At 55.1% G+C, this 25,200-nt stretch carries 20 protein-coding genes, 1 tRNA gene, 1 other RNA gene and 1 pseudogene; 5 read left to right on the plus strand and 18 right to left on the minus strand.

Features of this window, described 5'->3' with window-relative positions; all coding sequences use genetic code 11:
- Positions 1 to 22: 22 nt before the first annotated feature.
- Entirely contained in the window at positions 23 to 1,396 is a 1,374-nt protein-coding gene (locus HMPREF1986_RS01225; protein ID WP_021772894.1) for an ABC transporter substrate-binding protein, read from the minus strand.
- A gap of 18 nt (positions 1,397 to 1,414) precedes the next feature.
- Complete coding sequence (locus tag HMPREF1986_RS01230) at positions 1,415 to 2,995, minus strand: glycoside hydrolase family 28 protein (RefSeq protein WP_021772895.1); 1,581 nt, start codon at positions 2,993 to 2,995, stop codon at positions 1,415 to 1,417.
- A gap of 371 nt (positions 2,996 to 3,366) precedes the next feature.
- Here HMPREF1986_RS01230 and HMPREF1986_RS01235 point away from each other — a divergent pair, with 371 nt between their 5' ends.
- The 3 genes from HMPREF1986_RS01235 to HMPREF1986_RS01245 all read left to right on the plus strand — a co-directional run bounded on the left by HMPREF1986_RS01235 (position 3,367) and on the right by HMPREF1986_RS01245 (position 5,713).
- On the plus strand, positions 3,367 to 4,017 hold the full coding sequence (locus tag HMPREF1986_RS01235) for a helix-turn-helix domain-containing protein (protein ID WP_155978745.1): 651 nt from the start codon (positions 3,367 to 3,369) through the stop codon (positions 4,015 to 4,017).
- A gap of 857 nt (positions 4,018 to 4,874) precedes the next feature.
- Positions 4,875 to 5,042 (plus strand): hypothetical protein, encoded by a 168-nt coding sequence (locus tag HMPREF1986_RS13065; RefSeq protein ID WP_155978746.1) that lies wholly within the window; start codon positions 4,875 to 4,877, stop codon positions 5,040 to 5,042.
- 209 nt (positions 5,043 to 5,251) lie between these two features.
- Complete coding sequence (locus HMPREF1986_RS01245) at positions 5,252 to 5,713, plus strand: hypothetical protein (protein ID WP_155978747.1); 462 nt, start codon at positions 5,252 to 5,254, stop codon at positions 5,711 to 5,713.
- Between the two features lie 582 nt (positions 5,714 to 6,295).
- Here HMPREF1986_RS01245 and HMPREF1986_RS01255 read toward each other — a convergent pair.
- The 6 genes and pseudogenes from HMPREF1986_RS01255 to HMPREF1986_RS13465 all read right to left on the minus strand — a co-directional run bounded on the left by HMPREF1986_RS01255 (position 6,296) and on the right by HMPREF1986_RS13465 (position 13,327).
- Positions 6,296 to 6,787 carry a pyridoxamine 5'-phosphate oxidase family protein gene (locus tag HMPREF1986_RS01255; protein WP_242837341.1) on the minus strand — a complete coding sequence of 164 codons (492 nt, stop codon included), beginning with the start codon at positions 6,785 to 6,787 and terminating at the stop codon, positions 6,296 to 6,298.
- 195 nt (positions 6,788 to 6,982) lie between these two features.
- On the minus strand, positions 6,983 to 8,293 hold the full coding sequence (locus tag HMPREF1986_RS01260; RefSeq protein WP_021772904.1) for a YjiH family protein: 1,311 nt from the start codon (positions 8,291 to 8,293) through the stop codon (positions 6,983 to 6,985).
- A 105-nt stretch (positions 8,294 to 8,398) separates the two neighbouring features.
- Positions 8,399 to 9,727: a YjiH family protein gene (locus HMPREF1986_RS01265; RefSeq protein ID WP_021772905.1), complete on the minus strand. Its 1,329-nt coding sequence runs from the start codon at positions 9,725 to 9,727 to the stop codon at positions 8,399 to 8,401.
- 1 nt (position 9,728) lies between these two features.
- Positions 9,729 to 10,589 carry an FAD binding domain-containing protein gene (locus tag HMPREF1986_RS01270; RefSeq protein ID WP_021772906.1) on the minus strand — a complete coding sequence of 287 codons (861 nt, stop codon included), beginning with the start codon at positions 10,587 to 10,589 and terminating at the stop codon, positions 9,729 to 9,731.
- Positions 10,590 to 11,054, minus strand: coding sequence for a (2Fe-2S)-binding protein (locus HMPREF1986_RS01275; protein WP_021772907.1), 465 nt, complete (start codon positions 11,052 to 11,054; stop codon positions 10,590 to 10,592). It lies immediately after the preceding gene.
- 5 nt (positions 11,055 to 11,059) lie between these two features.
- Positions 11,060 to 13,327 (minus strand): annotated as a pseudogene (locus HMPREF1986_RS13465) (xanthine dehydrogenase family protein molybdopterin-binding subunit).
- 365 nt (positions 13,328 to 13,692) lie between these two features.
- Between HMPREF1986_RS13465 and HMPREF1986_RS01285 the strand changes: the two are divergent.
- Positions 13,693 to 14,355 carry an MBL fold metallo-hydrolase gene (locus HMPREF1986_RS01285; RefSeq protein WP_021772910.1) on the plus strand — a complete coding sequence of 221 codons (663 nt, stop codon included), beginning with the start codon at positions 13,693 to 13,695 and terminating at the stop codon, positions 14,353 to 14,355.
- A 43-nt stretch (positions 14,356 to 14,398) separates the two neighbouring features.
- Here HMPREF1986_RS01285 and HMPREF1986_RS01290 read toward each other — a convergent pair whose 3' ends face one another.
- Positions 14,399 to 15,097, minus strand: a complete 699-nt coding sequence (locus HMPREF1986_RS01290) for a GntR family transcriptional regulator (protein WP_036598725.1) — start codon at positions 15,095 to 15,097, stop codon at positions 14,399 to 14,401.
- Positions 15,098 to 15,318: 221 nt separating this feature from the next.
- Here HMPREF1986_RS01290 and rnpB point away from each other — a divergent pair.
- Positions 15,319 to 15,662, plus strand: an RNA gene (gene rnpB / locus HMPREF1986_RS12460) — RNase P RNA component class A.
- 149 nt (positions 15,663 to 15,811) lie between these two features.
- Here rnpB and HMPREF1986_RS01295 read toward each other — a convergent pair.
- The 9 genes from HMPREF1986_RS01295 to HMPREF1986_RS01335 form a co-directional block, all read right to left on the minus strand.
- Positions 15,812 to 17,467 (minus strand): nucleoside kinase, encoded by a 1,656-nt coding sequence (locus HMPREF1986_RS01295; protein ID WP_036598728.1) that lies wholly within the window; start codon positions 17,465 to 17,467, stop codon positions 15,812 to 15,814.
- Positions 17,468 to 17,575: 108 nt separating this feature from the next.
- Entirely contained in the window at positions 17,576 to 18,394 is an 819-nt protein-coding gene (locus HMPREF1986_RS01300; protein WP_021772914.1) for a Nif3-like dinuclear metal center hexameric protein, read from the minus strand.
- A complete protein-coding gene (locus HMPREF1986_RS01305; RefSeq protein ID WP_021772915.1) occupies positions 18,384 to 19,052 on the minus strand; it encodes a tRNA (adenine(22)-N(1))-methyltransferase in 669 nt (222 codons plus the stop codon). Before HMPREF1986_RS01305 ends, HMPREF1986_RS01300 begins: the two co-directional genes overlap by 11 nt.
- Positions 19,053 to 19,067: 15 nt before the next feature.
- Positions 19,068 to 20,822 carry a DNA primase gene (gene dnaG / locus HMPREF1986_RS01310; protein ID WP_021772916.1) on the minus strand — a complete coding sequence of 585 codons (1,755 nt, stop codon included), beginning with the start codon at positions 20,820 to 20,822 and terminating at the stop codon, positions 19,068 to 19,070.
- A 44-nt stretch (positions 20,823 to 20,866) separates the two neighbouring features.
- Entirely contained in the window at positions 20,867 to 21,910 is a 1,044-nt protein-coding gene (locus HMPREF1986_RS01315) for a deoxyguanosinetriphosphate triphosphohydrolase (RefSeq protein WP_036598793.1), read from the minus strand.
- A 100-nt stretch (positions 21,911 to 22,010) separates the two neighbouring features.
- Positions 22,011 to 23,360 (minus strand): sodium-dependent transporter, encoded by a 1,350-nt coding sequence (locus tag HMPREF1986_RS01320; protein ID WP_036598795.1) that lies wholly within the window; start codon positions 23,358 to 23,360, stop codon positions 22,011 to 22,013.
- 230 nt (positions 23,361 to 23,590) lie between these two features.
- The gene (locus HMPREF1986_RS01325; protein WP_021772919.1) at positions 23,591 to 24,055 is read right to left on the minus strand and encodes a GNAT family N-acetyltransferase; all 465 of its coding nucleotides are present in this window, start codon (positions 24,053 to 24,055) and stop codon (positions 23,591 to 23,593) included.
- Positions 24,056 to 24,210: 155 nt separating this feature from the next.
- Positions 24,211 to 24,284: transfer RNA gene (locus HMPREF1986_RS01330), tRNA-Pro, on the minus strand.
- A gap of 300 nt (positions 24,285 to 24,584) precedes the next feature.
- Positions 24,585 to 25,196, minus strand: a complete 612-nt coding sequence (locus HMPREF1986_RS01335; RefSeq protein WP_009215215.1) for an HrpE/YscL family type III secretion apparatus protein — start codon at positions 25,194 to 25,196, stop codon at positions 24,585 to 24,587.
- Positions 25,197 to 25,200 lie beyond the last annotated feature (4 nt).

Consider the following 25,200-nt stretch of genomic DNA (forward strand, 5'->3'; position numbering starts at 1 on the left):
TCCGATCCTCCCCTCAGGGACTTCAGGCCTTGCTCGACTCGAGCTCGTTCACAGCGTCAATCATCTGCTGCGCAAGCTCCTTCGAATCCTCGTGGTCATAGCTCATATTGTCCATGATCTCATAGTAGGCGCCCTCAGACGGGTCCTTGAGCTTGGAATCCTCATAGTACGGGCTCAGAGTGAAGCGATAATTCTTTGACGCCGCCTGATTCGCTTCATAGACCAGGCCCTCCAGCTTTCCCTCCTCGGAAAGTGTCTTCTGCGCTGCCTTGGAGGCCGGAATTCCTCTCTCAAGCCCCAGCGTCTTCACTCCCTCTCCGTTCAGAAGGTAGTCGAGAAGCTTGAGATCCGCCTTCGGATTTTTCGTATCCTTTGAGAGCGCAAAGCCCATGGAAACCTTATAGATCGTGGAGGGCTTCCCGTAGTCCGCCGGATACTCTCCGAGCACCAAGGTCTGCCCGTCCGCAAGTGCCCCCTGCATCTTGCTCACCGCGGAATCCCATTCGTAGAGCCCCGCATAGTGCCCGTCTATGAAGTTCGGATTCTTGTCGATGGAATCCGCCCCGTCCCCCTTCATCTTCTCCTGAGAGGGGATGACGTGATTCTCCTCCAGCTTTTTCAGGAAATCAAAGCCGTCCGCAAGCTCATCCTTCGTGTAGCTGATCGCCCCGTTCTCCACCCAGGGCTTGTCGTAGCTCTCCTGCATATAGTAGGTGAGGAGCATCATAAGATCATACTCTCCGGCCGCCATGGGATAGTAATCGTCCCCGAGCTTCTCCTTGAAGATCGGTCCCGCCGCGAGGAGCTCCGAGAAGCTCTTCGGCACGGAAAGCCCCGCCTTCTCCCAGGTCTGCTGATTCCAGAAAAAGGCCTTTCCGGTCGTCGCGATCGGGATCGCCTGGAGCTTCCCGTCGATCGTCATCTGCTCCAGCAGATTTTCATCGTATTGAGAAAAATCGAAGTCCTCCTTCGACTGCTTCAGATCGTAAAAGCCCTTTCCGTCGGAAGAGAACTGATAGATCCAGTTCCAGTTGATCTGAAGCACATCCGGAGCGGAGGCCCCGGCGAGCTGGGTCGCGATCTTATCCGTCCAGCCGGACCAGGCGCCGTACTCGGACTCGATCTTAACGCCCGGGTTTTCCGCCATATAGGCGTCAAGCGCCTTCAGTGTCGCCTCATGCCGGGAATCGCCTCCCCACCAGGACATCCGGATGCTCCCCGAATCCGCGCTGTCCGAGGCCTCTGCCTTTCCGGAGCTCTCTTCCTTTCCGCTCTCCGCCTCCGTCTTTCCGCTCGTTCCCGAAGCGCTGCTCTCTTTCGCGCCGCCCCCGCAGGCTGCAAGAGATGCCATGAGCACCGCCCCGGCAAAGAAACAATAAATTTTTTTCTTCTTCATACTGACCTCCTGAGATCTTTACCGCAAAATGAAAGCTCTGCTCTCGTATTCCGAGATATTTTGAAGGATCGGCTCCTTCTCCGCTCCCCGGATCGAGATATTCTCAAGCTTTAAGCTCCCGATATTCTTCGCATAGATGGACATCCCTCTCATCGGCGGAAAATCGTCCATCATGAGCACCTGCCGCTTCGGACGCTCCGGATCCTCGAGAAAAACCGCATCAATCCCTCGAAGCAAAATCGCCCCGATCGGCCGTTCCGGAAGTCCATAGGCGCAGAGCAGCGCGCTGTCCACTCCGCTGCAGCGGATATTCTCCGCCCTTACCGCGCCGATTCCCGGCGTCATCGCATTGACGGGAAGGGCCTCCTGGCTCTGCACATAGCGCTCGTGTCCGTCCGCATCACAGTGATAGAACATATTGAAGGTAAAGGGCATCGGGACGTTCTCCATCCGGATATCATGAAAATATATCTCATCGTAGAAGCAGTCCGGTCCTCTTCCCCTCCGCGTCTTCAGGCGAAGGCCGCGGTCTGTCCCGGAGAAGATGCAAAGGGAAGCCTCCACCCGGTAAACTCCGGCCGCCGCCTCCGACCCAATGGTCAGAGCTCCGTGCCCCCTCTCCAGGATGCTGTTTCGCAGCGCAAAATTCCGCGATGCCTTCCGGCGCTCCCCCGCCATCCTGGCCTTTCCGCTTTTGATCGCAATGCAGTCATCCCCGACGGAGATGCGGCAGCCCAGAAGGAGTACATCCTCGCAGCTCTCCGGATCGAAGCCGTCCGTATTCGGGGAGTCCGGCGGATTCCAGATCGTCACATTGTAGAGGGAGATCCCGTCCGTATAGTAGGGGTGAATCGTCCAGCTCGGAGAATTCCTAACCAAAACTCCCTGGATCCGGATACAGCGGCAGCGGCAGAGAAAGATCGTCCGGGGCCTCCAGGCCCCCCGCTTTGTCTTATGCTCCTCCCACCAGTCGGAGCGGTCCGCATTGCCGTCCACCGTCCCCTCTCCGAAGATATCCACATTCCTAAGCTCAATCCCGGTGAGAAGTGAGGCATAGCTGGTCTCAGGATCCCCCTCCCAGCTTCCGAGATTAAAGCCCCCCTTCCCGTCGCTTCGCTCCGTCATCCCGGGCAGTCTGGGATAATGCTCCCTCGAGGGATCTCCCAGAAGTACGGCGCCGCGGTCCAGCCAGAGAGAGAGCCCGCTTCTCAGAAAAAGCGGCCGTGTGAGGTAGCGCCCCTCCGGGATCCGGACCGTCCCATCCTTCGGGCAGGCCTCGATCGCCGCCTGGATGCAGGCTGTATCATCATTCTTTCCGTCCCCGAGCGCGCCGAATTCCCTCACATCGAGGAGCACGGACTCCGGCGCTGTCCGAAAGGAGATCCACTTCGGCTCCTCCCCTCCCCCTTCCGCCAAGATGATGGCGATCCGATATTCCGTATCCGGTTCCAGTCCGAAAATGCTGATCACATTCCGGCTCTCCCGCATGAGCTCCTCTCCGTTCAGGAGCACAATATAGGGCCTTGTATAGACGATATCCCGATTGATGAGCTCCAAGGTCACGGAGCGCTTCATCACTGCCGCCAATCGAAAATTCATTTTTTTCTCCCGCCCTGCCGGAAGGAACTCTTCAAAGTCCCGTCCCGAATTCTTATCTCTATTATAATGATCCGGCTCCGGAAAAATCTTATCCGAAGTGACTTTATTCGGACCAACTTATCCGATCGGACACTCCGGGCGGAAAATTCCTCCCCCTCCCTGATACGATATCCGGCTCCGTCAGGCGATAGACTGTGTTTGCTGTGATTTCATTTTACCGCAATCCTCCTTCTCTGCATCCGACTTTTTCTTTGTCCTTTCTATTTTACAGCCGCACAGCGGCAGAAAGAAAGCAGAGAGCTTTACAGGTGAGCGAAATGATGTTTGATAAATACACCCAATGAGTGTATGATATGCGTGAGGTGAATGATATGACGATTTATGAAATGAGAACAGCATTTGGCGATACGCAAAGTGAATTTGCCGAAAGATATAACATTCCTTTTCGTACAATACAAAATTGGGAAACCGGTGTGCGTAAGCCCCCGGAATATGTTGTCGCGCTCCTGGAAAGCCGCATACAGTCCGATCTTTACAATCGTAAGACAAGAGTACTGCCGGAGCATGATGCACACAAAAAGGAATTGCCGAAGAGACGTGACTATATCGGCGCCATCTCCTGGTTGAAGGCAGTCCGGGAGTGTCTCGGAGATTCTTTCGTTTTCGCTTTGGATGAAGCCTTGATGTGTCAGGGATATTTCGCCGGGCGAAGTGATGAATACATCGTATGGGGTTACGGTGATAATTCTGCCTCTAACTTTAACGGGGTTGTGCTGCTCGGAAATCGTATCAGCACCTATGATATCCGGGAAAAGCATGGACTTCGCTTTACTGATTTTAACCGGACGATCACAGATGCACTTGCAAATGAAGAAATTTTGGATATTCAGGGTATTACAGAAGCCCTCAGCCGATACTATTTCACCAATGGAAACAGCTTTGAGGGAATATTTGTATCTCCCGAATATCGGGAAAGATTTGCGGAACTTGCAGAGGACTCCATAAACTATTATGAGAACTGAGGTGATTTCATGCAGATTGAGCGCTTACGCTTCATGTCCCGCTCTTCTCGGGAAGCATCTTCTCTACCAATGCAGAAGAGAAATTATGCTTTTCCCACAGTATCATGCCTGAAAATCCTCTGTATTCACGAAATCACCTTTTACACTTGCTTTACTTCTTCTCTTCTCTTATACTGAATATAATATTTTTTATTTTCGTTTCATCCCATATAGACTTTTCCTCAAGGAGGAAGTCTTCCATGTCCTGCGATGGGCAGAATCCTTCCATTTTCCAAAATACCCAGAGCCATTGTCTTCTTTATAGAGTAACGAAAACTCAAGATTTCTATCTTCCTCTCTATGATCGATTCCAGAATGCGCCGATATGATACCTGCCCGACAGGAGGCCATCCATGATGAAGGAAAGCGCGGGCTTTCTGCTTCGCAGATATCCACGATATAAAATCTCGCTCCTGCTCTGCGCTTTACTCCTTCTGTCCTATTTTTCTGTCCATGCCGCAATTCTTTCTCAGGCGTCTGCTCTCATAGAGCTGGAACATAATTCTGTCTCAGCCATTTCGAATTTTCTGCACCTTCCTCTTCCGGATAACAGTTATTATGCCATCGTCAATGGTTTGGCTTTCAAGGCATCTCCGCCGGAAGTTCTCTTTTTACGAGACCGGATAGTGCCCTCCTCTGCTGTACACTCCAGCTGGATAAAAATTGCCCCTCCGGACAAGGACCTCCCCTCGAAATTAGAGACGGCCTCTCAATATATCAATTATCCGTCTGACTCCAATCCCAGCCTCCGTATTTGGAAACATCCGTCCAATCCGGAGTTTGACAGTGATATGGATGCTGCGGCCAGGGTATATCTGATGCAAAATACCAGATATTTTGCCAGATATCATGTCTCCCATTACAAAACGCTTCGTATCGTACACGGAGCAAGCGATGCGTATCTGATTCGCGGTCAAAGAATCAGCAATCTGTATTTCAGCGAGGATGCCTTTACGATTGTGAACATCTCTTATCTGAAACCGTGATTTCATTTATCTTAAAAAAGGGAATCTGCTTTCGTTTCCGATCGAAAGCATCCTCTGAGTGGAGCATAACCATGAGACAAAGGAAAAACTGCTTTCTATTGATCCTCGTAATAATCTACCTCCTCTATGTATTTTTGCACCTGTTTATCGTCCTGAATGCCCAGGCTGTGATCCTTTTGACACATAAACAGACGGGACTGGGAGATTTTTTGGCTCTCAGCGGCGATCCTTATGCCGAAAATGAGAAGCAGCAATACTATGCACTGTCCTTTGGCAAAGCCTACAAGCTTTTTCCTTGGGAAAGCCCCTTTCTATTATCTCGGGATTATAGGACAGCGGTGCAAAGCTCCTGTTCCATAGATTCCCGAGATTCCGTCCAGATGAAAGAGGCAAATGAAGACGCTTTTTATACCAGGCTTGACAGCGGAAGACTGGCCGTCATAAGTGCAGAGGATGCGAGATCTTTTTCAAAAGAGGATTTTCAGCTTGCCGTCCGTTTCTGTGATAAATACGGGTATATCGACGGTTGTCGGCTTTCCTTTATGCGTTATAAAAATCATTGTATTCTTTTTTCTGCCGGCATTCCTTATATCTTCCGTGATAATGATATAAAGCCCTTAGTTCCGGCAGATATCGGAGAATATATGATCGAGGAAGTTTATTTCATATAGTACCCTGCCGCTTCTTTTGGCAGCACCATGAATATAAATTCCCGCCCTGACGCCTGGCCCCGGCGCCCAGCGCTTTGGTCTTTTAAATCGCTCCTGCACTGCCGAATACAGCAGTCGAAACAGGAGCATACTGCGCCGGGCGGACAGACGGCAGAAAATCGACTTAATACCTGGAGCTGGATATGGAAACTCTCCCAAAAGCAAAAATTCCGAAAGGAAATAAAACTGAGCAAAAGAAAAGAAACAGGAAAAAAATTACATGGCAAAGCTTCCGCTCTGTAATTTTTCCCCTTATCTTTATATGGACTTTTGTGAGCTTATTGATCTCACTTACGGGGGGAAGGCTCCGGGAATCTTCGAATGTCCTATATGATATCCTGCACTTTCCGACGACCTTTCTTTCGTTTATACTGTTTCTTATTCTCTTTTATACCCCGTTCTTCCTTTCCCTTCTTCCCATTTTACTTCCCATTTTCATTCTTCTCTTTCTATGCATCCGACTTCTGAACAGAAAAAAAGAGCTCTCCAAAAAGGAAAGCCCCGGGGAAAAAACGGAGGAGGAATCCTCGTATTGATAACTCTCTAGGAGGGCATGCGGGATTTCGCGGTAAAGTCCGCTGCTCTGACTTTTACTTTTATCAGAGAAACGGATGCAGCCATCCTTTCGTCGATGTCAAAATCTCTTCCGGTCTGATTTCTCATCAGAAGCTTCAATCCTTTTATTTTCTCAGCCTCGTCCTCGGAAATCTCCGCTCTTCCCCTGGCGATGAGAGAGCCATAGGCTGAACCGTAGCGGCAGGGAATGTCTCCTCCGGAGATCAGACTGACATCACAGTCCAGCTCGATGCAGACCTTCGGATTCTTCCGGATCAGGTCCAGCTTGTGCCCTTCCCTCGCCGAGTGCATGTAAAAGCTCAGGCTTTCGTCCGAAAATTCATAGGCATAGTGGAGAGGCACGACATAGGGATAGTCCCCGTCAAAGAGAGCAAGGCGCAGGATCTTTGCGCGATCTAAAATCCGGAGGATTCCCTCCCGGTCCGTAAGCTCCCGGTCTTTTCTTCTCATCTTCTCCATACCGGTCCCTCCTGTAATGTGACAAGCACCCAAAATTGTATCAGGACTTGCTTCCGCTCTCTTCTCCGGCTGCATCCCCCCGCCTTTCTTCGGTCAGAATTTAGAATTGGCAGGGAGAGAGCCGCCGATCGGAAAAAGGAAGAAAGCGGATAAAGCTTTCCACGGCTCTTAAATTATAGCAGACATCGCGCTCTGCTAAAAGAGGAAATGCATCAGGGCAGCGGAGAGAACGGCGGCGATCACGGTCCGGATCAGAAAGATCGAGATGAGCTCGGAAAACTTCATCCGGAATCTGGCTCCCAGCATCGCGTTTCCGGCCTCCGTCATGAAGATGATCTGACAGATCGAGAGCAGTACGACAAAGAATACCGCGGGTTCAGCAACTCCGGAGCTCACGGAGATCGTCGGAAGGCTCACCTCGATAAAGCCGAGCAGGACGGCAGGCGCGGCCTTTGCCGCGTCCGGAACTCCGAGAAGAGAGAGGAAGGGCGCAATCGGCTTCCCAAGCCACTCAAAAACCGGAGTCAGATGGACGAGGGAGAGCGTCACAACGACAATGGGGATCATATAGGCGATGATTTTCTGAGAGAATTTCAGGGCGCTGAGCATACCGGAGAGGAGAGCCTTCCCATTAAATTCCTTTGACTTTGCGGCTGCCGCAAGAAGGGCTCTCTGAAAGCGCGGAAGCTTCTCCTCTTCCCTTTTCTCGCTCCCCTCCTTCCGGGGATTGAGATAGGTGTCCGAGATCCGGCTGATCGGCGGAATGCGGACCATGACAGCGGTCATCAAGAGCACCAGGACAAAGCTGAGGCCGAGAATCATGCCATAATACTGGCTGATCCCTCCCAGAGAGCAGAGCACTCCCACATAGCCCACAGAGATCGTCGCAAAGCAGCTGGCTGCGGCGACGGCCTCCCTTCGGCTGTAGACACCGTTTTCATAGTATTGATCCGTCATGTATACGCCCACTGCTGCGCTGACCACATAAGAAGAGAGACAGTTGATCGCGGCTTCACCGGGCAGGCGGAAGAGCGGTCTCATAAAGGGCTCCGCCAGCGTTCCCACAAATTCCACGATCCCGGATTTCAGAATCAGAACGATCAGGCCTCCGCAGACAGACACTGTCAGCATCACGGTCCCCGCCAGTCCCAGGATCTGCCCGCCGATATCGGGATTTGAAAAAATGCGGGCCGGCGGCAGCTTGAACTGGATCGCGAGAACCAGCGCGAACGCGATCAGATAATGAATCTGCCGGGAAATTTTATCGCCCCCGAGATAATGAATACAGCGCTCATTTTTTAAAATCTGCGCCCCTGCGATAATGAGGGCGAGGAGGAGAAGAGCCGCGATCACGAGATAGGATATCCCTCCGCCCAATCCCTTTTTTATCGTATTCACAAGCAATACCACCGGTACGATCGAGCCTTTGACCGGTATGAAATACAGAAATATCCCGAGAATACTCAATAGAATAAAACGCGCGATATCCCTTTTCCTCGTTTCCATCGATTTCTCCTTTGCAGTTAAATGTATCCGTCTCTTCTCAGAGAGATAAATCCGGGGCAGCTGATTGAATGAATCAGCGGGAGGGAAGCTGCAGGGCGAATCCCTTCATCCGCAGAAAAATCTCGCAAAGACAGCCGCGATCCCGATTCCGATCAGGGTTCGAATCAGAAAGATCATGACGAGCTTCCGGACTCCGAGCGGGATCTCCGATGCCAAAATGGCATTCCCCGCCTCCGAAAAGAAGATGATCTGAATGATGGAGAGCAGGGCCACAAAGAATCTGGTCTGTACTCCTGCCTCTGTCTGCCCGATCAGGACGGAGGGTAGACTCACCTCTACGATCTCGATCAAGACGGAGGGGGCCGCCAGCGCGGGATCCGGCAGCCGGACCAGAGCGAGAAGGGGGGTGACGGGTCTTCCGAGCCAGTAAAAAATCGGCGTATAGTAGACCAGTATCAGAACGAAGGTGACAACAGGAATCATCACTCCCACAATTTTTTGCGAAAACAGAAGGGACTGCTTCAGATTTTTCAAAAAAGCCTCCGGCCCAAAGCTCTCCGCGCATTTCCGCCCGGCCGTAAGCGCGAGCCGAAAGCGCTCCGCGGGCGATATTCTCTCCGTCTTCTCCTCCTTCCTCCTCCCGTCGATCAGGCAGTCCTCTATCCCGGAGATCGGAGGAATCCGGACCATGATGGCCCCCATGATCAGGACAGAGAGAAAGCTTGCGATGAGGAGAGAGCCGTAGCGCTCCCCGATTCCCGCGAGGGAGGCGATCACGCCGATGTAGCCCACACTGATCACACTGTAGTTTGCCACGACGGCGCAGGCCTGCCGTTTGGTATAGCTTCCCCTCTTGTAGTATTGCTCCGTCAGATAAACGCCGACGGAGGCGGAGGAGACGAAGGAGGAGAGGATATTTACGGCGGCCTCTCCGGGAAGGCAGAAGAGCGGCCGCATAAAGGGCTCCGACAGCACCGCGATAAAGTCCACAAGGCCCGACTGTATGATGAAGATCACGAGGCTTCCCGCCACGGCGATCGTGATAAATACCGTGGCCCCCATATCAAAGATCCTGCCCCCGATCCGCGGATCCTCCAGGAAAAAAAGGGGGGCATGAAAGAGCTTAAGGAGAAAAAGCACTGCCGCCAAAATCCAAAGATAAAGACGCGGTCCGGCGCCCGAAAAGCAGTCCTTTATCCATCCCTTCCCAAGAAGCAGGGAAAGAACTGCCCCTCCTCCCAGAATCAGGCAGGAAATCCCGCTCAAAAGGGGAAGTCTCTCCCCGAGCAGAGTCTTAAGCTCATTGATCAAAAGGACAAGCGGGATATTGCCCCTGCATACCGGGATAAAGAAAAGAATCAGCCCTGCCGCACTCAGAAGAAGGAATTTCCATGTCGCTCCGGACTCCTCTCTCCGCCTCGCTCTGCCTTCCATCCTATCCCTCACTCTCCTCCGCGGAAATCAGCTTCAGGCGGGAGAAAATGTCCAGCATGGCGCCTCTCGCGGCCCAAACCTTGTAATCCCGGTCAAACTCCTCCGGGACATGCTCCCTGATATAGTCGGAGAGGATCTCCGCCATGGCCAGGACCTCGGATTCTCCGATCCTCTTTCCTATCGCAAGCTCCTCCGCGGCCTTCAGGCGAAGAGGCTTTATGCTGACCGCCCCGATATAAAGGCGGAGCTTCCGAATCCGTCCGTCCTCCCTTTCCGCCCCGAGTGCGATGCCGATCCGGGAGATCGTCAGCTTTTTCCTCGATCCCAGCTTCAGAAAGGCCGTCTCCATCGTGCAGGGCGGAAGAAGGATCCTGACAATTGCTTCGTTATAGGAGAGGCTCATCCTCCCCGGAGAGAGGAGCACATCCTCGATCGGGAGACGGCGAAGTCCTCCGGGACCCATGGTCTCGACCTTTGCCTCATAGAGGCAGAGCACCGGGAGGAGGTCTCCCGCCGGAGAGGCATTTCCGATATTCCCCCCTAGCGTGCCGTTATTTCGGATCTGCACGGAGCCCACATCGGCAGCGGCCTGCATCAGCGCCGGATAACGCGCTTTGATCCCGGGGTCTCTCTCGAGCTCCGTCATGCTGAGATACGCCCCGATCGAGAGTCCTTCCTCCTGCTCACGGATCTCTCTCAGCTCCCGGACATAGCCCAGATAGCAGAGCGCATCCGGCTTCATCTGTCCGGAGTGCAGCTTGATGATGAGATCCGTCCCGCCTCCCAGGAATTTGCTCTTCTCCGTCATCTGCCTCAGGCAGTCCGGAATCTCCTCCCATGTCTTTGGTATAAAGGACTGCATCTACTGACCTCCCTCCGCGGCGGTCCGGGAAACCGCCCTTATGATCTGCGTGTAGCCGGAGCAGCGGCAGATATTTCCCGCCAGCGCGTTTCGGATCTCCTCCTCCGTCGGATGGGGATTCTGCATCAGGAGAGCCTTCGCCGACATAATCATGCCGGGCGTGCAGTAGCCGCACTGGATCGCCGTCTCCTCCACAAAGATGCGCTGTATCCGGGAGAGCTCTCCCGCCTCCTCGAGCCCCTCAATGGTGAGGACCTCTCTCCCCTCCAGCTGACAGGCCAGCACCAGGCAGGAGTGCATCGCCTTCCCGTCGATAATGACCGTACAGGCCCCGCATTCTCCCTCCCCGCAGCCCTCCTTCGTGCCGCTAAGATGCAGATCCTTCCGCAAAAGATCAATCAGCCGCCGCTCCGGCTCTGTGTCCAGTCTTTTCGGCTTCCCATTCAGGATAAACGATAGCTCCATCCGCTCTACTCTCCTTTTTTTCCCTTCTCCCGCTCCGAAAGATACGCGCAGATCACATCCGGCGTCAGCGGGATCCGGTTCATCTCACTGCCCAGCGCATCATTCACCGCGGCCACCACTGCCGCAGTGACCGGCGTATGGGCGACCTCTCCGATCGACTTCGCTCCATAGGGCCCCTCCGTGCCCCCGTCCTCGATGAATTCCACCCTGACATCCGGCGCCTCGAAGCTGTTGATGAGATGGTAATCCTTCAGGCTCCCCATAGGGCTTCCGTCCGGCCTTGTTTTTACCTCCTCTAAAAGCGCGGCCCCTGCTCCCATCAATACGGCCCCCTGCGTCTGCGCGATACAGATTTCCCGGTTGATCGCCTGCCCGATGTCATGTACCGCAAGGTAGTGGAGAAGCTTCGTCATCCCGGTATAGCGGTCCACCTCCACCATCGCAAAATGTGCTCCGGCGACGCCCGGGTTCGTATCCGGGATATACTCCTTGCTGACAAAGAGCTCCCTTTTCAGAATCTGCTGAGATTCCTCTGCCACCCGGCTCCAGCTGTAGCCCTGCTCCGGAGCGCTTCTCCGAAAAACCCGTTCTCCCTCCACGAGAAGCTCCTCCTCCGGCCAGCCCGTAAGGAGAGCGACGTGCTCCTTTAATTTTTCCCGGAAGGCCTCCGCGCAGAGGACGGCGGCCTTTCCCTGCACATAGGTGGTCCGGCTGGAAAAGCAGCCCACATCCAGCGGCGTGTATCTGGTATCCCCCTCTCCCAGGCTCACCTTCTCCATCGCGATCCCAAGAGCCTCCGCGGCGATCATCTAGAGGGCTGTCACGGTACCGCAGCCGTGGTCGTGGATCGTCAGGTTCATCTCCACGCTTCCCGTCTCCGTCAGCCTCATATCGACTCTCGCATAGTCGGTCTTCGACGGATAGAATCCGTTCACGTGCGCGCCCAGGGAGACTCCCAGGCCGCGGCGGAAGCGCTTGTTCTTCCGGTTGAAAAGGCGGATCTCCTCCTTCCTCTCCTCCCATCGGAAATGCTCCCTGCCCTGCATGAGCGCCTCTGCGGCGCGGAAATTTCCTATGGGGACCTCCGTCAGGAAATCCGAATCCCCGGGGTGCATGACATTTTTCAGGCGGATATCGATCGGATCCATCCGGAGCTTCCGAGCCGCCATATTGAAGCTGTGCTCCAGCATGATCGCAGCCTCCGGAGAGGTCCAGCCCCGGAAGGCGCCCCCCACAATCGTATTGCTGAGCACAGCTCTTGCATGGAAATGATAATAGGGATAGCGGTATCCTCTGGAGAGCTTGTAGCCCACCGTTCTGGCGTAATTGATGGAATTTCCGAGATAGGCGCCGGCATCCAGTATCAGCTCGCAGTCCACTCCCTTAAGAGCGCCGTCCGCGGCGAAGAGACATTCCGTCTCAAAGTGCATCGGAGATCTCCCATAGCTGGATATCATGGTCTCCGCCCGGTTATAGACGAGCTTCACGGGCCTTCCCACCCGGATTGCCGCCGCCGCGGCCACCGGCTCCAGCACCCACTCCTGCTTCGCCCCGAAGGATCCCCCCATCGTCGTCTTGATGACGCGCACCCTGCTGTAGTCCAGCTCGAAGAGATCTCCGATCAGAGTGCGGATTCCATAGACGGTCTGGTTCGGAGAGTAGATCGTGAGCTCCTTTTTATAGATGTCGTAATCCGCTATGCAGGCATGGGTCTCCATGCAGACATGGTTAATGCGGGAGAGCTCCGTGACGGTCTTTAGCTTCAGGAGTCCGGGCTCCTCCCTCTTCTCCCCATAGAGGATTTCTCCGGCCTCGAAGACGGCTCCCTCCGGGTGGATCCCGTCAATCGTCCCCTTCAGGCTCTCCCATACATTCAAAGAATACGGAAGTCTCTCATATTCCACATCGATGAGGCGAAGTGCCTCCCGGGCGGCCTCCTCCGTCTCCGCGATCACACAGGCGATCCGATCCCCCACAAAGCGCACATGCTCGTTAAATACTCTTTCCGTTTTGACGAGCTTCTGTCCGAACTGACTCTGATAGCGGTTGTACTCCTTTTTCGTCGTGTTAAAGCAATGCGCGATATCCACGACACCGGGATAGTCCAGGGCCCTGCGGCAGTCCAGAGCTTTCACGATCCCGTGCGGAATCTCGGAAAAGAGCACGGCCCCATACAGCATCCCTTTCTGCTCCATGTCCCCCGCATAGACAGCTCTTCCGGAGGCTTTTTGCTCTGCGTCGTGGATCGGATAGCTTTTCCCTACATATCTCATCTTTTCTCCTTCTGTCAAAATGACTCCGAAACAGACCGGCTCCGGAACTGTTTTCAGTATAATTCCGAAATTGGTATATGTCAATTTTAAATTGGTATACTTTTTAAATGAAAAACGCTCTCCAAAAATGAAAAGGAAAAGGCGGTGGAGCGCCGTATCTGAAAGCGTCCATCGCCTTTCCCTTGTCTTGTCTTCTCTTATCTTCTCTTGTCTTTTCTTGTCTTTTTTTATCTTATCTTTTCTTTTTTATCTATCTCCGGGCCAAAAAGTGCGGCTTTTTTCGGCTTCAGAAAGCCGGTCTCTTTTGCTATACTGGATCCGTCCCCTTACTTGACAGCGGGGCAAAAAAACAAGGAGGATATCACATGCTCTTTTCCATCTTATCCCTTCCCTTCATGAGACCTCTCCCGACCGGGAAGCTAAGGGACGGCATCTATGCGGTAAAGGTCTGGAGGAACGATGCCTTTTTCATCCGGGCGGAGGGAGAATTCCTCGCCGTGGATTCCGGAAAATATCTCTCCGAGCTAAAAGATGGCCTTTCTAAGCTTGGTCTCGATCCCTCCGAGGTCCGCGACATTTTCCTGACACATTCCGACATCGACCACATCGGAGGCTTGGAGCTCTTCCCGGGCGCGAGGATCCATCTCTCAAGGCGGGAGCTACGGGAAGGAGGAAGCGGCGGAGAAAGAATTCGCGGCTTTCGCAGTGATTTTCCAAAGGGCGTGGAGAGAGCACAGCTTCAGCTCCTCTTTGGCGGAGAAAAGCTCTCTATCGGCGGGCACCTAATAGAGTGCATCCCCGCCCCGGGACACACTCCGGGATCCATGGCCTATTTACTGGACGATCAAATCCTCTTCAGCGGAGACGCCCTTCGGATCAGGAGAGGAAGGGCCGAAATCCACCCCTTTACCGAGGACCGGAAAGAAGCACGCTCCTCGATCGATGAGCTCCTGCGGATCGGAAGGGGTAAGGAGATCCTTAGCTCCCACTATGGCATGATCCCGGCTGCAAAGCTCCTCCATGAATAGGAATATGACAGCAGCTTCCGCCTATGGCAGAAGCTGCTGTCCCTCACTTAATCACGATTTTCCGGCTTCGGAAGGTATAGCTGTCTCCCGGATGGTAGCTTCGGCAAAAGAGCATCGGCTCCTCATCTCTCGCCCTGTAAAACCAGGTTTTGATCTGCAGGATCGGGGAGCCCTCCCTCACATTCAGGATCTTTCCCGTGGTCTTCAGGCAGAGAAGCGCCTCCACCTGCTGCTGACGGAGCGGATGGAGCTCTCCCCCCTTCTCCTGTACCATCCGATGCAGACCGACGGCATAGTAGGATACGTCCACCGCCGGAAAAAAGCGCTCCCTGAGATAAATATCCTCATAGGCAAAGGGGAGGTGATTCAGATAGCGGGATCTTCTTATCCTCCAGTAGCCCTCCTCACTGTCCTCCGAAAGCTCCAGCATCCGGGAGCCGTAGCCTCTCTCCCGGCAAAGAGCGCAGCTGATCAGGCGGAAGGCCTGCTGCTCCTCTGCCCCCTTTTCCGCGATCAGCTCATCCTTTCGCACCTTTTCGCTCGTAAGGTAGGTGCCGCTCCCCTTCTTCCGAATCAGATACCCGTCGTACGAAAGCTCCTCCACCGCTCTCCGAAGCGTCATCCGGTTCACGCCAAGCGAGGCCGCAAGCTCTCTCTCCGGAGGGAGCGGGCGCTCCGGCACATAGCTCCCGTCCATGATCCTCTCGTAAAGATATGCCTTCACCTTCTGATACTTCTTCAATTCCCCCCTCCCTTCCCTTTCTTCCTGCAAGCCGCAGCGAAAAGGAGCAAAGCTCTGCCGTCGGCCGCCCCTTCCGCCCGGAAAAAGCCCGGACTGCCGGAGATTTAAGCGGCGGCATCTCCATTCTTTTCCATTGGGCCTGCCTCTTTAAAATAAGCGAAAAAAGCTCTTAGGCCCGGAAGTGCTTGACCGTCTCCCGGATTTATACTAGAATTCTCCCTTGAGTACCGCGGGTGGTCGCTGCCGGAGAGGCGAGAGCTTCCGGGAGAGGAAAGTCCGGGCTTCACAGAGCAGGATGCCTGATAACGTCAGGTTGAGGCGACTCACAGGACAGTGCAGCAGAAAATTACCGCCGGAAATCCGGTAAGGGTGAAAAGGCAGTGTAAGAGACTACCGGTCGTCTGGCAACAGGCGGCGCCGTGTAAACCCCATCCGAAGCAAGACCAAACAGAGAGCACAGGGCTGCTCGTCCGCTCTCGGGTAGGTTGCTTGAGGCTCATGGCGACATGAGTCCTAGATAGATGACCATCCACGACATAACCCGGCTTACAGCGGTACTCATCCCAGAAAAATCACTGCCCCAAAGCTTGGGGAGCTTTCCAATACAGGCAGGGCTTAAAATTAAGCCCTGCCTTTTTATTCCGCCCGGCAGCCCGGCATGGAAAAATATAGCTTCTCCGCGCTGAGCGAGGAGGAAAGCATGCCGCAGTAAGTTCAGCCGACATCCAGGCAGCTCCCCCCGATAAATTCCCGGACGATGGAGTTTTGCGGGATGAATTCGGGACTGATCGGAAGCATATAGTCCAAAAACTTCAGGAGGCGCTTTGCCTCCTGCCAGGAGGGAGAAGTCTCCTTGATCTGAAAGAGGATCGGCTCCGCAAAGATCTTTAGGACCGGGAGCTCGTAGAGCATCGCGGAATTCACCATGACATCCGCTCTCTCCTGGTAGGGGAAGATATTTCTCTCCTCTCCCCTTCTCACATTCTTCCACATACTGATCGTATCCTCTGCGGAGTAGCCGCGGGTCCTGTTGTCCCGGACCATACGGCGGATGAGCCGCGCATCTGTGCTCGGAATGCGGTTATGCTCATCGATGTTCAGCTGCGTGAGCGCGGAGATATAGACCCGGAACTTCGCCTCCTCCGGGAGGGACTCGGACATGAGGGGATTCAGGCAGTGAATCCCTTCGATCACAAGGATATCGTCCCGGGAGAGCTTCCGAAAATCACCCTTGTACTCCCGCTCTCCCGTAAAGAAATTATATCGGGGCAGCTCCACGCTTTCTCCCCGGAGCAGGGCAGCCATGTCCCTGTTGAAGGTCGGGAGATCGACGCTTCCTATGGATTCGAAGTCATAGCTTCCGTTCTCATCCCGCGGCGCGAGCGCCCGGTTTATGAAGTAGTTGTCGACGGAGATCGGATGCGGCTTCTTTCCGAGAGCCTGAAGCTGTATCGCGAGGCGCTTGCTGAAGCTCGTCTTCCCGGAGGAGGAGGGCCCGGCAATCAGGACGGCCTTTCTGTCCTGCGCGCTGATCTCTGCCGCGATATCGCCGACCGTCTTCTCAAAGATCGCCTCCTGCATCAAAATCAGATGATCCGTCTCCCCCTGCACAATCATATCATTCAGCATGCCGATATTGGCGATGCCGACCCTCTCCGCCCAGTCTGTGGAGCTCTTCTGCACGGAAAAGAGCTTCTCCATCGGGCGAAACGGAGGAAGGGCATCCGGGCACGTCTCCGTCGGGAGCAGAAGGACGAAGCCTCCATTATAGGGAAGGAGGTCAAAGAGACGGATATAGCCGCAGTCCATCACCATGAAGCCATAGAAATAGTCCTCGAAGTTCCCCAGTGAGTAGAGGTTCACACGGCTCGTCATCCGATAGCGGAAGAGGTGCTCCTTGGAATGCATGCCCACTCTCCGGAAAAAGCGGATCGCCTCATCCGTGGGGACAGAATGCTTCATGATCGGGAGCTTCCTCTCGCTGTAGCCCCGCATGGTTTCCTTCACCGTATCGAGGAGCTCCGGCGTCACACTCAGATCTCCCTTCAGATGGCAGTAGATCCCCCCGCCGATGCTGTATTCCACAATGACATCAAAGCCCTCCACCCCTTCACAGACATTGAAGAAGGCCTTCAGCATCATGAGGATCGCGGATCTCCGGTAGGTCATGTTCCCGATCTTGTCCCCCGCCGTGATAAATTCCGCCTCCATATCCCGCTCCGGGCATCTCTTGTGCAGCTCGTAAAGTCTCGGGCCGACCTTCGCGAGGAGAATCTCCCTCGGATACTCCCCCTGGAAGCGCTCCGCGACATCCTTCCAGACGGTCCCCTGAGGAAAATCCACCGCCCTGTCTCCCACTGTAATTCTCACTGAAAACCTCCTAGCTCTCTCTTCGATCGATCTCCCGGCGGCCCGGGCAATTCCGGCCCCTCCTCAGTATAGGCAGAAGCAGGGGCATTTTCAAGCAAACAGCGCTCCCTACAGAAAGCGGGCGGGAAAGCGGATCGGGTCCGCGGTCACGGAAAGCTCCGGGTATTCCGCGGACAAAAGTCCCGCGAGCTCCTCCGAAAAGGGATGCTCCAGTCCATAATGCCCCGCGTTTACGAGGCTGATTCCGGCCTCCACAAAGTCCAGGCCGTCGTGGTGCCCCAGATCTCCGCTCAGAAAAAGCTCCGCTCCGGAGCGAAGCACATTTGCAAGCTGGCCCCTCCCGCTCCCCGGGCAGCAGGCGATCCTCTTTACGGGCCGCCCCGCGTCGTAGAGCTCCACCGCGGGAAGGCGGAAGACCCTTTTCACAAGGAGGGAAAAGCTCTCCGGGCTCAGGATATCGGGGAGCTCCGCGAGAAAGCCGATCCCATAGCGCTCTCCCCCCTCTGCACCCTCCTCCGTCTCTCTCCTCTGCCCCCGGAAGGGAATTTCCTCCAGCGGAGCGAGCATCCTGAGTCCGAGCATCCGGGAGACGAGCTGCCCCATGCCGGATGGGGAGGCGTCGTAATTTGTGTGCATAGAAAAGACCGCTGTCCGGCTCTCCGCGAGCCGAAGCAGCTTTCTTCCAAGGGGGGAGGCATCGCTCAGCTCCCGCACGCCCCGGAAAATGACGGGATGGTGCGTCACGATGAGCTCACAGCCCCGGGAGACTGCCTCCTCTATGACCTCCTCCGTCGCATCCAATGCCACATAGATGCTGTGGACCTCCGCATCGAGATGCCCGACGAGAAGCCCCGGATTATCCCAGTCGCAGGCGGCGTCCCGCGGAAATAAGCGCTCCAGTCTCTCTGTGATCTCCCTAAGTCTCATATCTTTCCAGCGCCTCCCTCAGATTCCAGGCTTCCCTGAGAATCTCTGCCTTATCTGTCCTCTTCAAAATCTCTTCATAGCGCGCTCTCTCCCTTTCCAAAAAGGCGCGGAGCACGATGTCTCGTCTCAAAAGGAGCTCCCTCCCATACAAAAGCTCGATCTCCGAATAGGGAGGCTCCTCTCTCTCTTCCCCCGCCTTCCTCCTCTCCGCCTGGAGGATAAGATAATATTTCCCATCCTCCGAAAGCATCTCCTCCCCTTCGATCGAGAGGCCCTCCCGGAGGATGAGAGCCCGGACCCTCTCCGGCTCAGACTGCGGGGAGAGCAGGAAGCGCTGGAAATCCCGAAGCCGCCCTCTCAGGATCTCCTCCATAAGCCTCCCCCCCATACCGGAGAGGATGACGAGCTCCGCTTCTCCCGCCTTTAGCTCCTTGAGCCCGTCTCCGAGCCGAAGCGAAATCCTGTCGGAGAGCCCCGCTTCCTCCACATTCCGCCGTGCCTGAAGGAGCGGACCCGGACGGATGTCGCAGGCTATAGCCCGCTCCGCGGCCCCTCTTTTCACAAGCTCGATCGGGACATAGGCGTGGTCGCAGCCGATGTCGCAGACCACAGCGCAGCTCCCGGCGGAGGCTATGATTCTCTCCAGGCGCTCGGACAAGTTTCCTCCCTTCTCTCAGGAGAGCCGGAAGCTCTGAAGCGCCGACTGCTCCCGAAAAAGCTCCGTCAGCCTCTCCCCGTCGCTCTCCCTTTCAATCTCCTCGTTCAGTCTCCGGAGTCGGATGCTCCGGATGATATCCTCGAGCCCCTTGAGGAGAGCCTTCTCATCGCTCTCTGTGCCCACGGGATCTCCGCTCAGGAGAGAGGCCGCCCTCTCGTAGCGCTCCTCATCTCCCCGGAAACGGTCCAGAATCCGGCTCGCCGGAAGTCTTTGACAAAGAAGAGGGAAGATCTCCCGGCAGATCTCATCCGAAAGCTCCGAGGGGCGGATGTGCTTCTCCGCAATGGGGATCATATCCGGCTTTTCCGAGAGCCAGGCGATGAGCTGCCGCTCTGTCCTCTGCTCCTGGCTCTCCGCTCTCCGCCCGGATCTTCTCTGCTCCCGGCTGTCTCCCCTTCTGGGAGGATTCAGGAGCGGACTCTGCTCCCCGGATCTTCTCTCTACCAGCTGCCGAAGAAGCTCATAGTCGATGAGCTGCTCTCTCGCGACAGCCCGTATATAGCTCTCCCTCTCCAGGGGATCGGAAAAGCTTACGGAGAGAAGCTTCCCGACTGCCTGGTAATAGGCATTCTGCCCCGCGGGATCCTGCAAATCGTAATTCCCCTTCTCCGTCTCCACCTCCCAGAGAAAGGCATTCCGCGCCTTGGAGAGCCTCTCCCGGAGACTGTCCGGCCCCTTTGTCCGGATCAGCTCATCCGGGTCCTTACACGGCCTTAAGTCCAGGAGCTTCGGCTCCACGCCGGCCTCCCTTAAGATCGGGATCGCCCGCTTTGCCGCCTTCACCCCCGCATTGTCCGAGTCGTAGGAGAGCACAAGCTCCGAGACATAGCGCTTTAAAAGAGCGGCCTGCCGCTCCGTTAAAGAGGTGCCGAGGGAAGCCACCGCATTCGAAAAGCCGGCCTGATGCATACTGATCACATCCATATAGCCCTCGCAGAGTATCATCTGCTTCTGCCTCGACCTCTTCGCGAAGTTGAGCCCGAAGAGGTTCCTGGACTTATCGAAGAGCTCGGTCTCCGGAGAGTTCAGATACTTCGGCTCCCCCTCTCCGATGACTCTGCCCCCGAAACCGATCACCCGCATATTGACATCCAGGATCGGAAAGATCACACGCTGAAAAAATCGGTCGCTGACTCCCCTTTCCGAAAAGCGGAAGAGACCGGAGTCCCGGAGAAGCTCATCCTCATAGCCCTTCCCCTTGAGATAGCGGTAGAGACTGTCTCTCCTCTGATCCGCATAGCCGAGTCCCCAGTGGACGATCGTCTCTCCGCGGATCCCTCTTTTCTTCAGGTAGGAAAGCCCGGGAGCCCCCCCATCGGAGCGAAGCGCCGCGTAGAAAAAGACCGCCGCGTCCCGGTTCAGCTCCAAAAGTCTCATCCTTCGGTCCCGCTCCGCCCTGCCGGGCCCTGTATCCGAGAGCTCCGGAAGCGGGACATTGAGCTCGGAAGCGAGTCTCTGCACGGCCTCCTGAAAGCTGATGTTCTCGTATTCCATCAGAAATTTCAGGACATCTCCCCCCTTTCCGCAGCCAAAGCAGTAAAAGATCTGCTTTCCCGGCGCGACGGAAAAGGAGGGCGTCTTCTCTCCGTGAAAGGGACAGAGTCCGAAGTAGTTCGCGCCCCTCTTTTTCAGCGAGACATAATTTCCGATCACATCGACGATATTCGCCCTGGAGCGAAGCTCTTCGATGAACTCATCCGGATAATACAAGCTCCCCTCTCCTTTCCTCCCTGCCCTATCCCTATCTCCATCCTCTAATACTTCTGCCAGCCCTTGGGGACGAAATACTGCAAAAACTTCCTCGTGCAGTAGTCATCCGTCATCCCCGCGATGTAGTCGCAGACGATTCGCTGCTTCGCGATCCTCTCTTCCTCTCCTCCGAGAGGGAGCTCCGAAAGATCCCTGCTGAGAAGCTCCCGGTACTCCTCCGTCATCTCCGAGGGATTCCGGTAGTAAAAGTCAAAGAGCAGCTCCAGCATCCCCTTAACCTTCCACTCCTCCCGCTTCGCCTCTCCCCCGGTGTAGACATTTTGAAACATCCATCGCCGAAGCCCCTGCATTCCCTCCTCGGTCTCCGGCTCCATCCGAAGACAGGGCTCATCGATGGAGTGGAAGATCACCGCGCGGATCAGCGTATTTAAACGATCCTTCACGCTGTGCCCGAGGAGATCCGTATATTCCCTCGGAAGCTCCTCCTCCGTGAAAAGTCCCGCCCGGATCGCGTCGTCAATGTCGTGGTTCAGATAGGCGATCTTATCCGCAAAGCGGACCGCCTGTCCCTCCAGGGTCGCAGGCTTCCCGGAGGAACGGTGGTTCAGGATCCCGTCCCGCACCTCCTTCGTGAGATTTAAGCCCATCCCGCCCTTCTCCAGCACCTCTACCACGCGCACGCTCTGCTCCACATGGGAAAAGCCCCGGATACAGAGCTCATTCAGGACCCGCTCTCCGGCATGTCCGAAGGGCGTATGTCCGAGATCATGTCCCAGGGCGATGGCCTCCGTGAGGTCCTCATTCAGGCGGAGCGCCTTCGCGAAGGTACGTGCGATCTGGCTCACCTCCAGCGTATGCGTGAGCCTTGTCCGGTAATGATCCCCCTCCGGAGCGATAAAGACCTGGGTCTTATGCTTTAATCTCCGGAAGGACTTACAGTGCAGGATCCGGTCCCGGTCCCTCTCGTAGACCGGACGGATGTCATCCTCCGGCTCGAAGCGGTCCCTTCCGCGGGATTTTTCGGACAGGGCCGCATAGGGAGAGAGCGTCCTTCTCTCCCGCTCCTCCATCTGTTCCCGGATATTCATCTGTTCCCGGATATTCATCTGCGCCTCCCTTCCGGACCTCCCGCATCGGAAACGATCTTAAGGAAAAATTGCAAGGAAAAGTTCTGAAAAGAGGGAAATGCTAGCGCAGGCCCTGAATCAGGATGAAAAGGATCATAAGAGGCAGAATGAAGCGGAAATACGGCTTTAGGAAGCGAGGCATCCTGAGGCCGCTCCCCTTATTGCACTCTGCCATATAGTTCTCATAGCCCCAGCCCAGTCTCCCCGTGCAAAAGAGGAGATAGATGAGGGCACCGAGCGGCAGGAGGAGATTGCTCACGATGAAATCCTCGGAGTCCAGGATATCCCGACCGCCGATCAAGTGGATATGGTTCCAGAGATTATATCCCAGTACACAGGGGATGCTGGCGAGGAGGATGAAGATGCAGTTGATGTAAACCGCCTTCCTCCGATCCCAGCCGAAGTTGTCGATGCAGCTCGCCAGCAGATTTTCGAAGACCGCGATCACGGTGGAGAAGCTGGCAAAGCTCATAAAGAGAAAGAAGAGGCCCCCCCAGCCCCTGCCTCCCGCCATATTCACAAAAAGCTTCGGCAGCGTGAGGAAGATGAGAGCGGGGCCGGAATCCGGCTCCACATGAAAGCTGAAGCAGGCGGGAAAGATGATGAGACCCGCCACGATGGCGACGAAGGTATCCAGAGCGCAGATCCGGACCGCCTCTCCGGTCAGCGTGAACTCATCCGACATATAGCTTCCGAAGATCTCCATCGCGGCGATGCCGAGGCTCAGTGTGAAAAAGGCCTGATTCATCGCGGCGGTGATCACATGGGAAAGTCCGATCTCCCGCACCCTCTCAAGACTCGGAAGGAGGTAAAACGCCGCCCCCTCCGAGGCCCCGGGAAGCAGGAGGCTGTGGAGCGCGAGAAGAATAATCAAAAGGAGAAGGCAGCTCATCATGACGGTCGTCACCTTCTCAAGCCCCTTCTGCAGTCCGAGGGAGCAGATCATAAAGCCGGCGATGACGATCACCGCCATGCAAAGCGCCATCTCCTCGGGCTTCCCGAGCATAGAGGAAAAGACCTGCCCGCTGTCCGTAAGGCCGCCCCGGAAGCTTCCGAAGGCGAACTTCAGGAAATACGAAAGCATCCAGCCGGATACCGTCGTATAATACATCATGAGAAGATAGCAGCCCGCGATGCAGAACCAGCCGTGGACATGCCAGACGCTCCCCTTCGGTTCCAGCGCCCGGTAGCCCTCTACCACACTCTTTTTGCTGGCTCTTCCGACAGCAAGCTCCATCGTGAGGACCGGCATCCCCATGAATAGGAGAAAGAGAAGGTAAAAGAGCACAAAGATGCCCCCGCCGTTTTGTCCCACAAGATAGGGGAATTTCCATACATTGCCGATTCCGATCGCACAGCCCGCACTGACTAAAATAAAGCCGAGCCTCGATTTAAAGCTCTCTCTCTCCATCCTCTCCCCCTCCGCTTCCTCTTTCCTTCGTTTCCCGCCTTCCCCCGCATTATAGCATGATCGCCGCCTCTTATCCACCGCGCGGAAGACCGTTCGCTCCGCCGCTCCGTTTTCCTCTCTTTGTCCGCCGGGAAGAAGATACCCCCGCTCTGCCTTCCCCGCCCGAAGCTAAGATGTAAAATGCTGCGGCGAAAGAGACTTGGCCTAAGGCAGTCTCTTTCCCTTAAAATTTATCCTTTATCGCGATATTTCCTCATAATGTATTTCCGCTTCGGATTCTCAATGACCTCCTCGATTTCAAAGCCGAGCTTCTCATAGAGCCTCTTCGCGTTTTGATTGAAATCGAACACGGTTAAGGAAATACTTTGAATCCTGTCATCCTCAAAAATAAAATCCAAAAATCCCTTCATCGCCGCCGTGCCAAGACCCCTTCCCGTCTTTTTGGGATCTATCACAAATCTCCCGATGTGTATCCTGTCCTCTTCGATTCTCACTTCCTGGATCACTCCGATAAATTCCTCCCTATCGAAGATCGAAAAGATATTTTCCAACTCCTTGATCTTGTCATAATTCAGCGGATAAGAGAGCCTGGGCCCCATCCACTGCTCCTGAAATTCCTTCCCTTCCTCATTGGACCAGCCGCATAGAAGCAAAGCATTGTCTTTCCGAATCCCCTTTTGAAAGCTGATGTTCATAAGCGATCCCCATATCCCTTTCCCATGCCCTTCCTGCGCTAAGATGTAAAATGCGCAGAACGTAAAACGCGTAAATTCAGTCTTCTATCCTCCGATTTTAAAACAATTCTCTGATTTTAACACAAAAAGAGAGAGGCATGCTCTCCTCTCTCAGATCGATGCGACTGGATTCGAACCAGCGGCCTCTGCGTCCCGAACGCAGCGCTCTACCAAGCTGAGCCACGCATCGCCTTTTCCCCGCCGCAGCCGATTTTCTTTTCTCTTGCTGCGACATGGGCTATCTTACTCCATCCGTCCCGCTTTGTCAATCCCTTTCGTAAGATTTCATGCTCTTCGTCCCCATAAATTCGAGACCGGCTGCCCCGCACATCCCCCGCCATCATTCAGTGGCTTTTCCGGACAGGAAGCGGAAAGGCAGGGACGCAAATATCCGTTCCCGCCGACGATGCGGCGCGAACGGCTTTTATATTCAATCTAGTCGATTCAGATCCGTCCATTCAGAGCGCTGTCATAGGGCCGCTCAGAAAGCTTATTGCGGAATCTGCAAGGGTCCTCCCTCCGAAGCATCCGCGCCCTGTCCCGGCTGCGCCTGCTGCTGCGGCATAAAGGCCTGGGAGAGCTCTGCGCGATTGGAGAGCACGATCTCCTGAGAGCTCTTCAGGGAGGAGAGCAGCCCGTCGTAGCGGGTCTGCGCGTCATCGATCGAGCGCCCGATGATCGTCTCCAGGCTCGCCAGCATCTCATCGGTATACTGAATCGCATTGGAGCGGATATTGTCCGCGTCCGTCATCGCGCTGTTTACGATGCTCTCCGCCTGCGCCTGCGCCTGCTGCATCAGCTCATTGGCCTTCGCATAGGCCTGCTGCATGATCTCATTGTCGGATACCATCTCCTCGGTCTGGAGCTTTGCGTCGGTGATCATGCTGTCCGCCTGATTTTTCGCGTCCGCAATGATCGCCTCCTGCTGAGAGATGATTTTCTGATACTTCTTGATCTCGTCGGGGACCCGGAGGCGAAGCTCTACGAGAAGCTCCTCCATCTCCTCCTTGTTCACAAGGATCTTGGTATTGGAAAGAGGCTGATATTTACAGCTGTCAATGTATTCCTCGATTTCTCCAATCAACTGCTCAATTCTGCTCATCTTC

The organism is Oribacterium sp. oral taxon 078 str. F0263 (assembly GCF_000469565.1).
Lineage (GTDB): Bacteria > Bacillota > Clostridia > Lachnospirales > Lachnospiraceae > Oribacterium.

Excerpts from the sequence above, each read along its gene's own strand:
- HMPREF1986_RS01335 (WP_009215215.1), bottom strand. The coding sequence starts at position 25,196 with ATGAGCAGAATTGAGCAGTTGATTGGAGAAATCGAGGAATACATTGAC.
- HMPREF1986_RS13065 (WP_155978746.1), top strand. The coding sequence starts at position 4,875 with ATGCAAAATACCAGATATTTTGCCAGATATCATGTCTCCCATTACAAA.
- HMPREF1986_RS01315 (WP_036598793.1), bottom strand. The coding sequence starts at position 21,910 with ATGAATATCCGGGAACAGATGGAGGAGCGGGAGAGAAGGACGCTCTCT.
- HMPREF1986_RS01225 (WP_021772894.1), bottom strand. The coding sequence starts at position 1,396 with ATGAAGAAGAAAAAAATTTATTGTTTCTTTGCCGGGGCGGTGCTCATG.
- HMPREF1986_RS01265 (WP_021772905.1), bottom strand. The coding sequence starts at position 9,727 with ATGGAAGGCAGAGCGAGGCGGAGAGAGGAGTCCGGAGCGACATGGAAA.
- HMPREF1986_RS01230 (WP_021772895.1), bottom strand. The coding sequence starts at position 2,995 with ATGAATTTTCGATTGGCGGCAGTGATGAAGCGCTCCGTGACCTTGGAG.
- HMPREF1986_RS01320 (WP_036598795.1), bottom strand. The coding sequence starts at position 23,360 with ATGGAGAGAGAGAGCTTTAAATCGAGGCTCGGCTTTATTTTAGTCAGT.
- HMPREF1986_RS01260 (WP_021772904.1), bottom strand. The coding sequence starts at position 8,293 with ATGGAAACGAGGAAAAGGGATATCGCGCGTTTTATTCTATTGAGTATT.
- HMPREF1986_RS01235 (WP_155978745.1), top strand. The coding sequence starts at position 3,367 with ATGACGATTTATGAAATGAGAACAGCATTTGGCGATACGCAAAGTGAA.
- HMPREF1986_RS01270 (WP_021772906.1), bottom strand. The coding sequence starts at position 10,589 with ATGCAGTCCTTTATACCAAAGACATGGGAGGAGATTCCGGACTGCCTG.
- HMPREF1986_RS01255 (WP_242837341.1), bottom strand. The coding sequence starts at position 6,787 with ATGGAGAAGATGAGAAGAAAAGACCGGGAGCTTACGGACCGGGAGGGA.
- HMPREF1986_RS01300 (WP_021772914.1), bottom strand. The coding sequence starts at position 18,394 with ATGAGACTTAGGGAGATCACAGAGAGACTGGAGCGCTTATTTCCGCGG.
- HMPREF1986_RS01275 (WP_021772907.1), bottom strand. The coding sequence starts at position 11,054 with ATGGAGCTATCGTTTATCCTGAATGGGAAGCCGAAAAGACTGGACACA.
- HMPREF1986_RS01325 (WP_021772919.1), bottom strand. The coding sequence starts at position 24,055 with ATGAACATCAGCTTTCAAAAGGGGATTCGGAAAGACAATGCTTTGCTT.
- HMPREF1986_RS01285 (WP_021772910.1), top strand. The coding sequence starts at position 13,693 with ATGCTCTTTTCCATCTTATCCCTTCCCTTCATGAGACCTCTCCCGACC.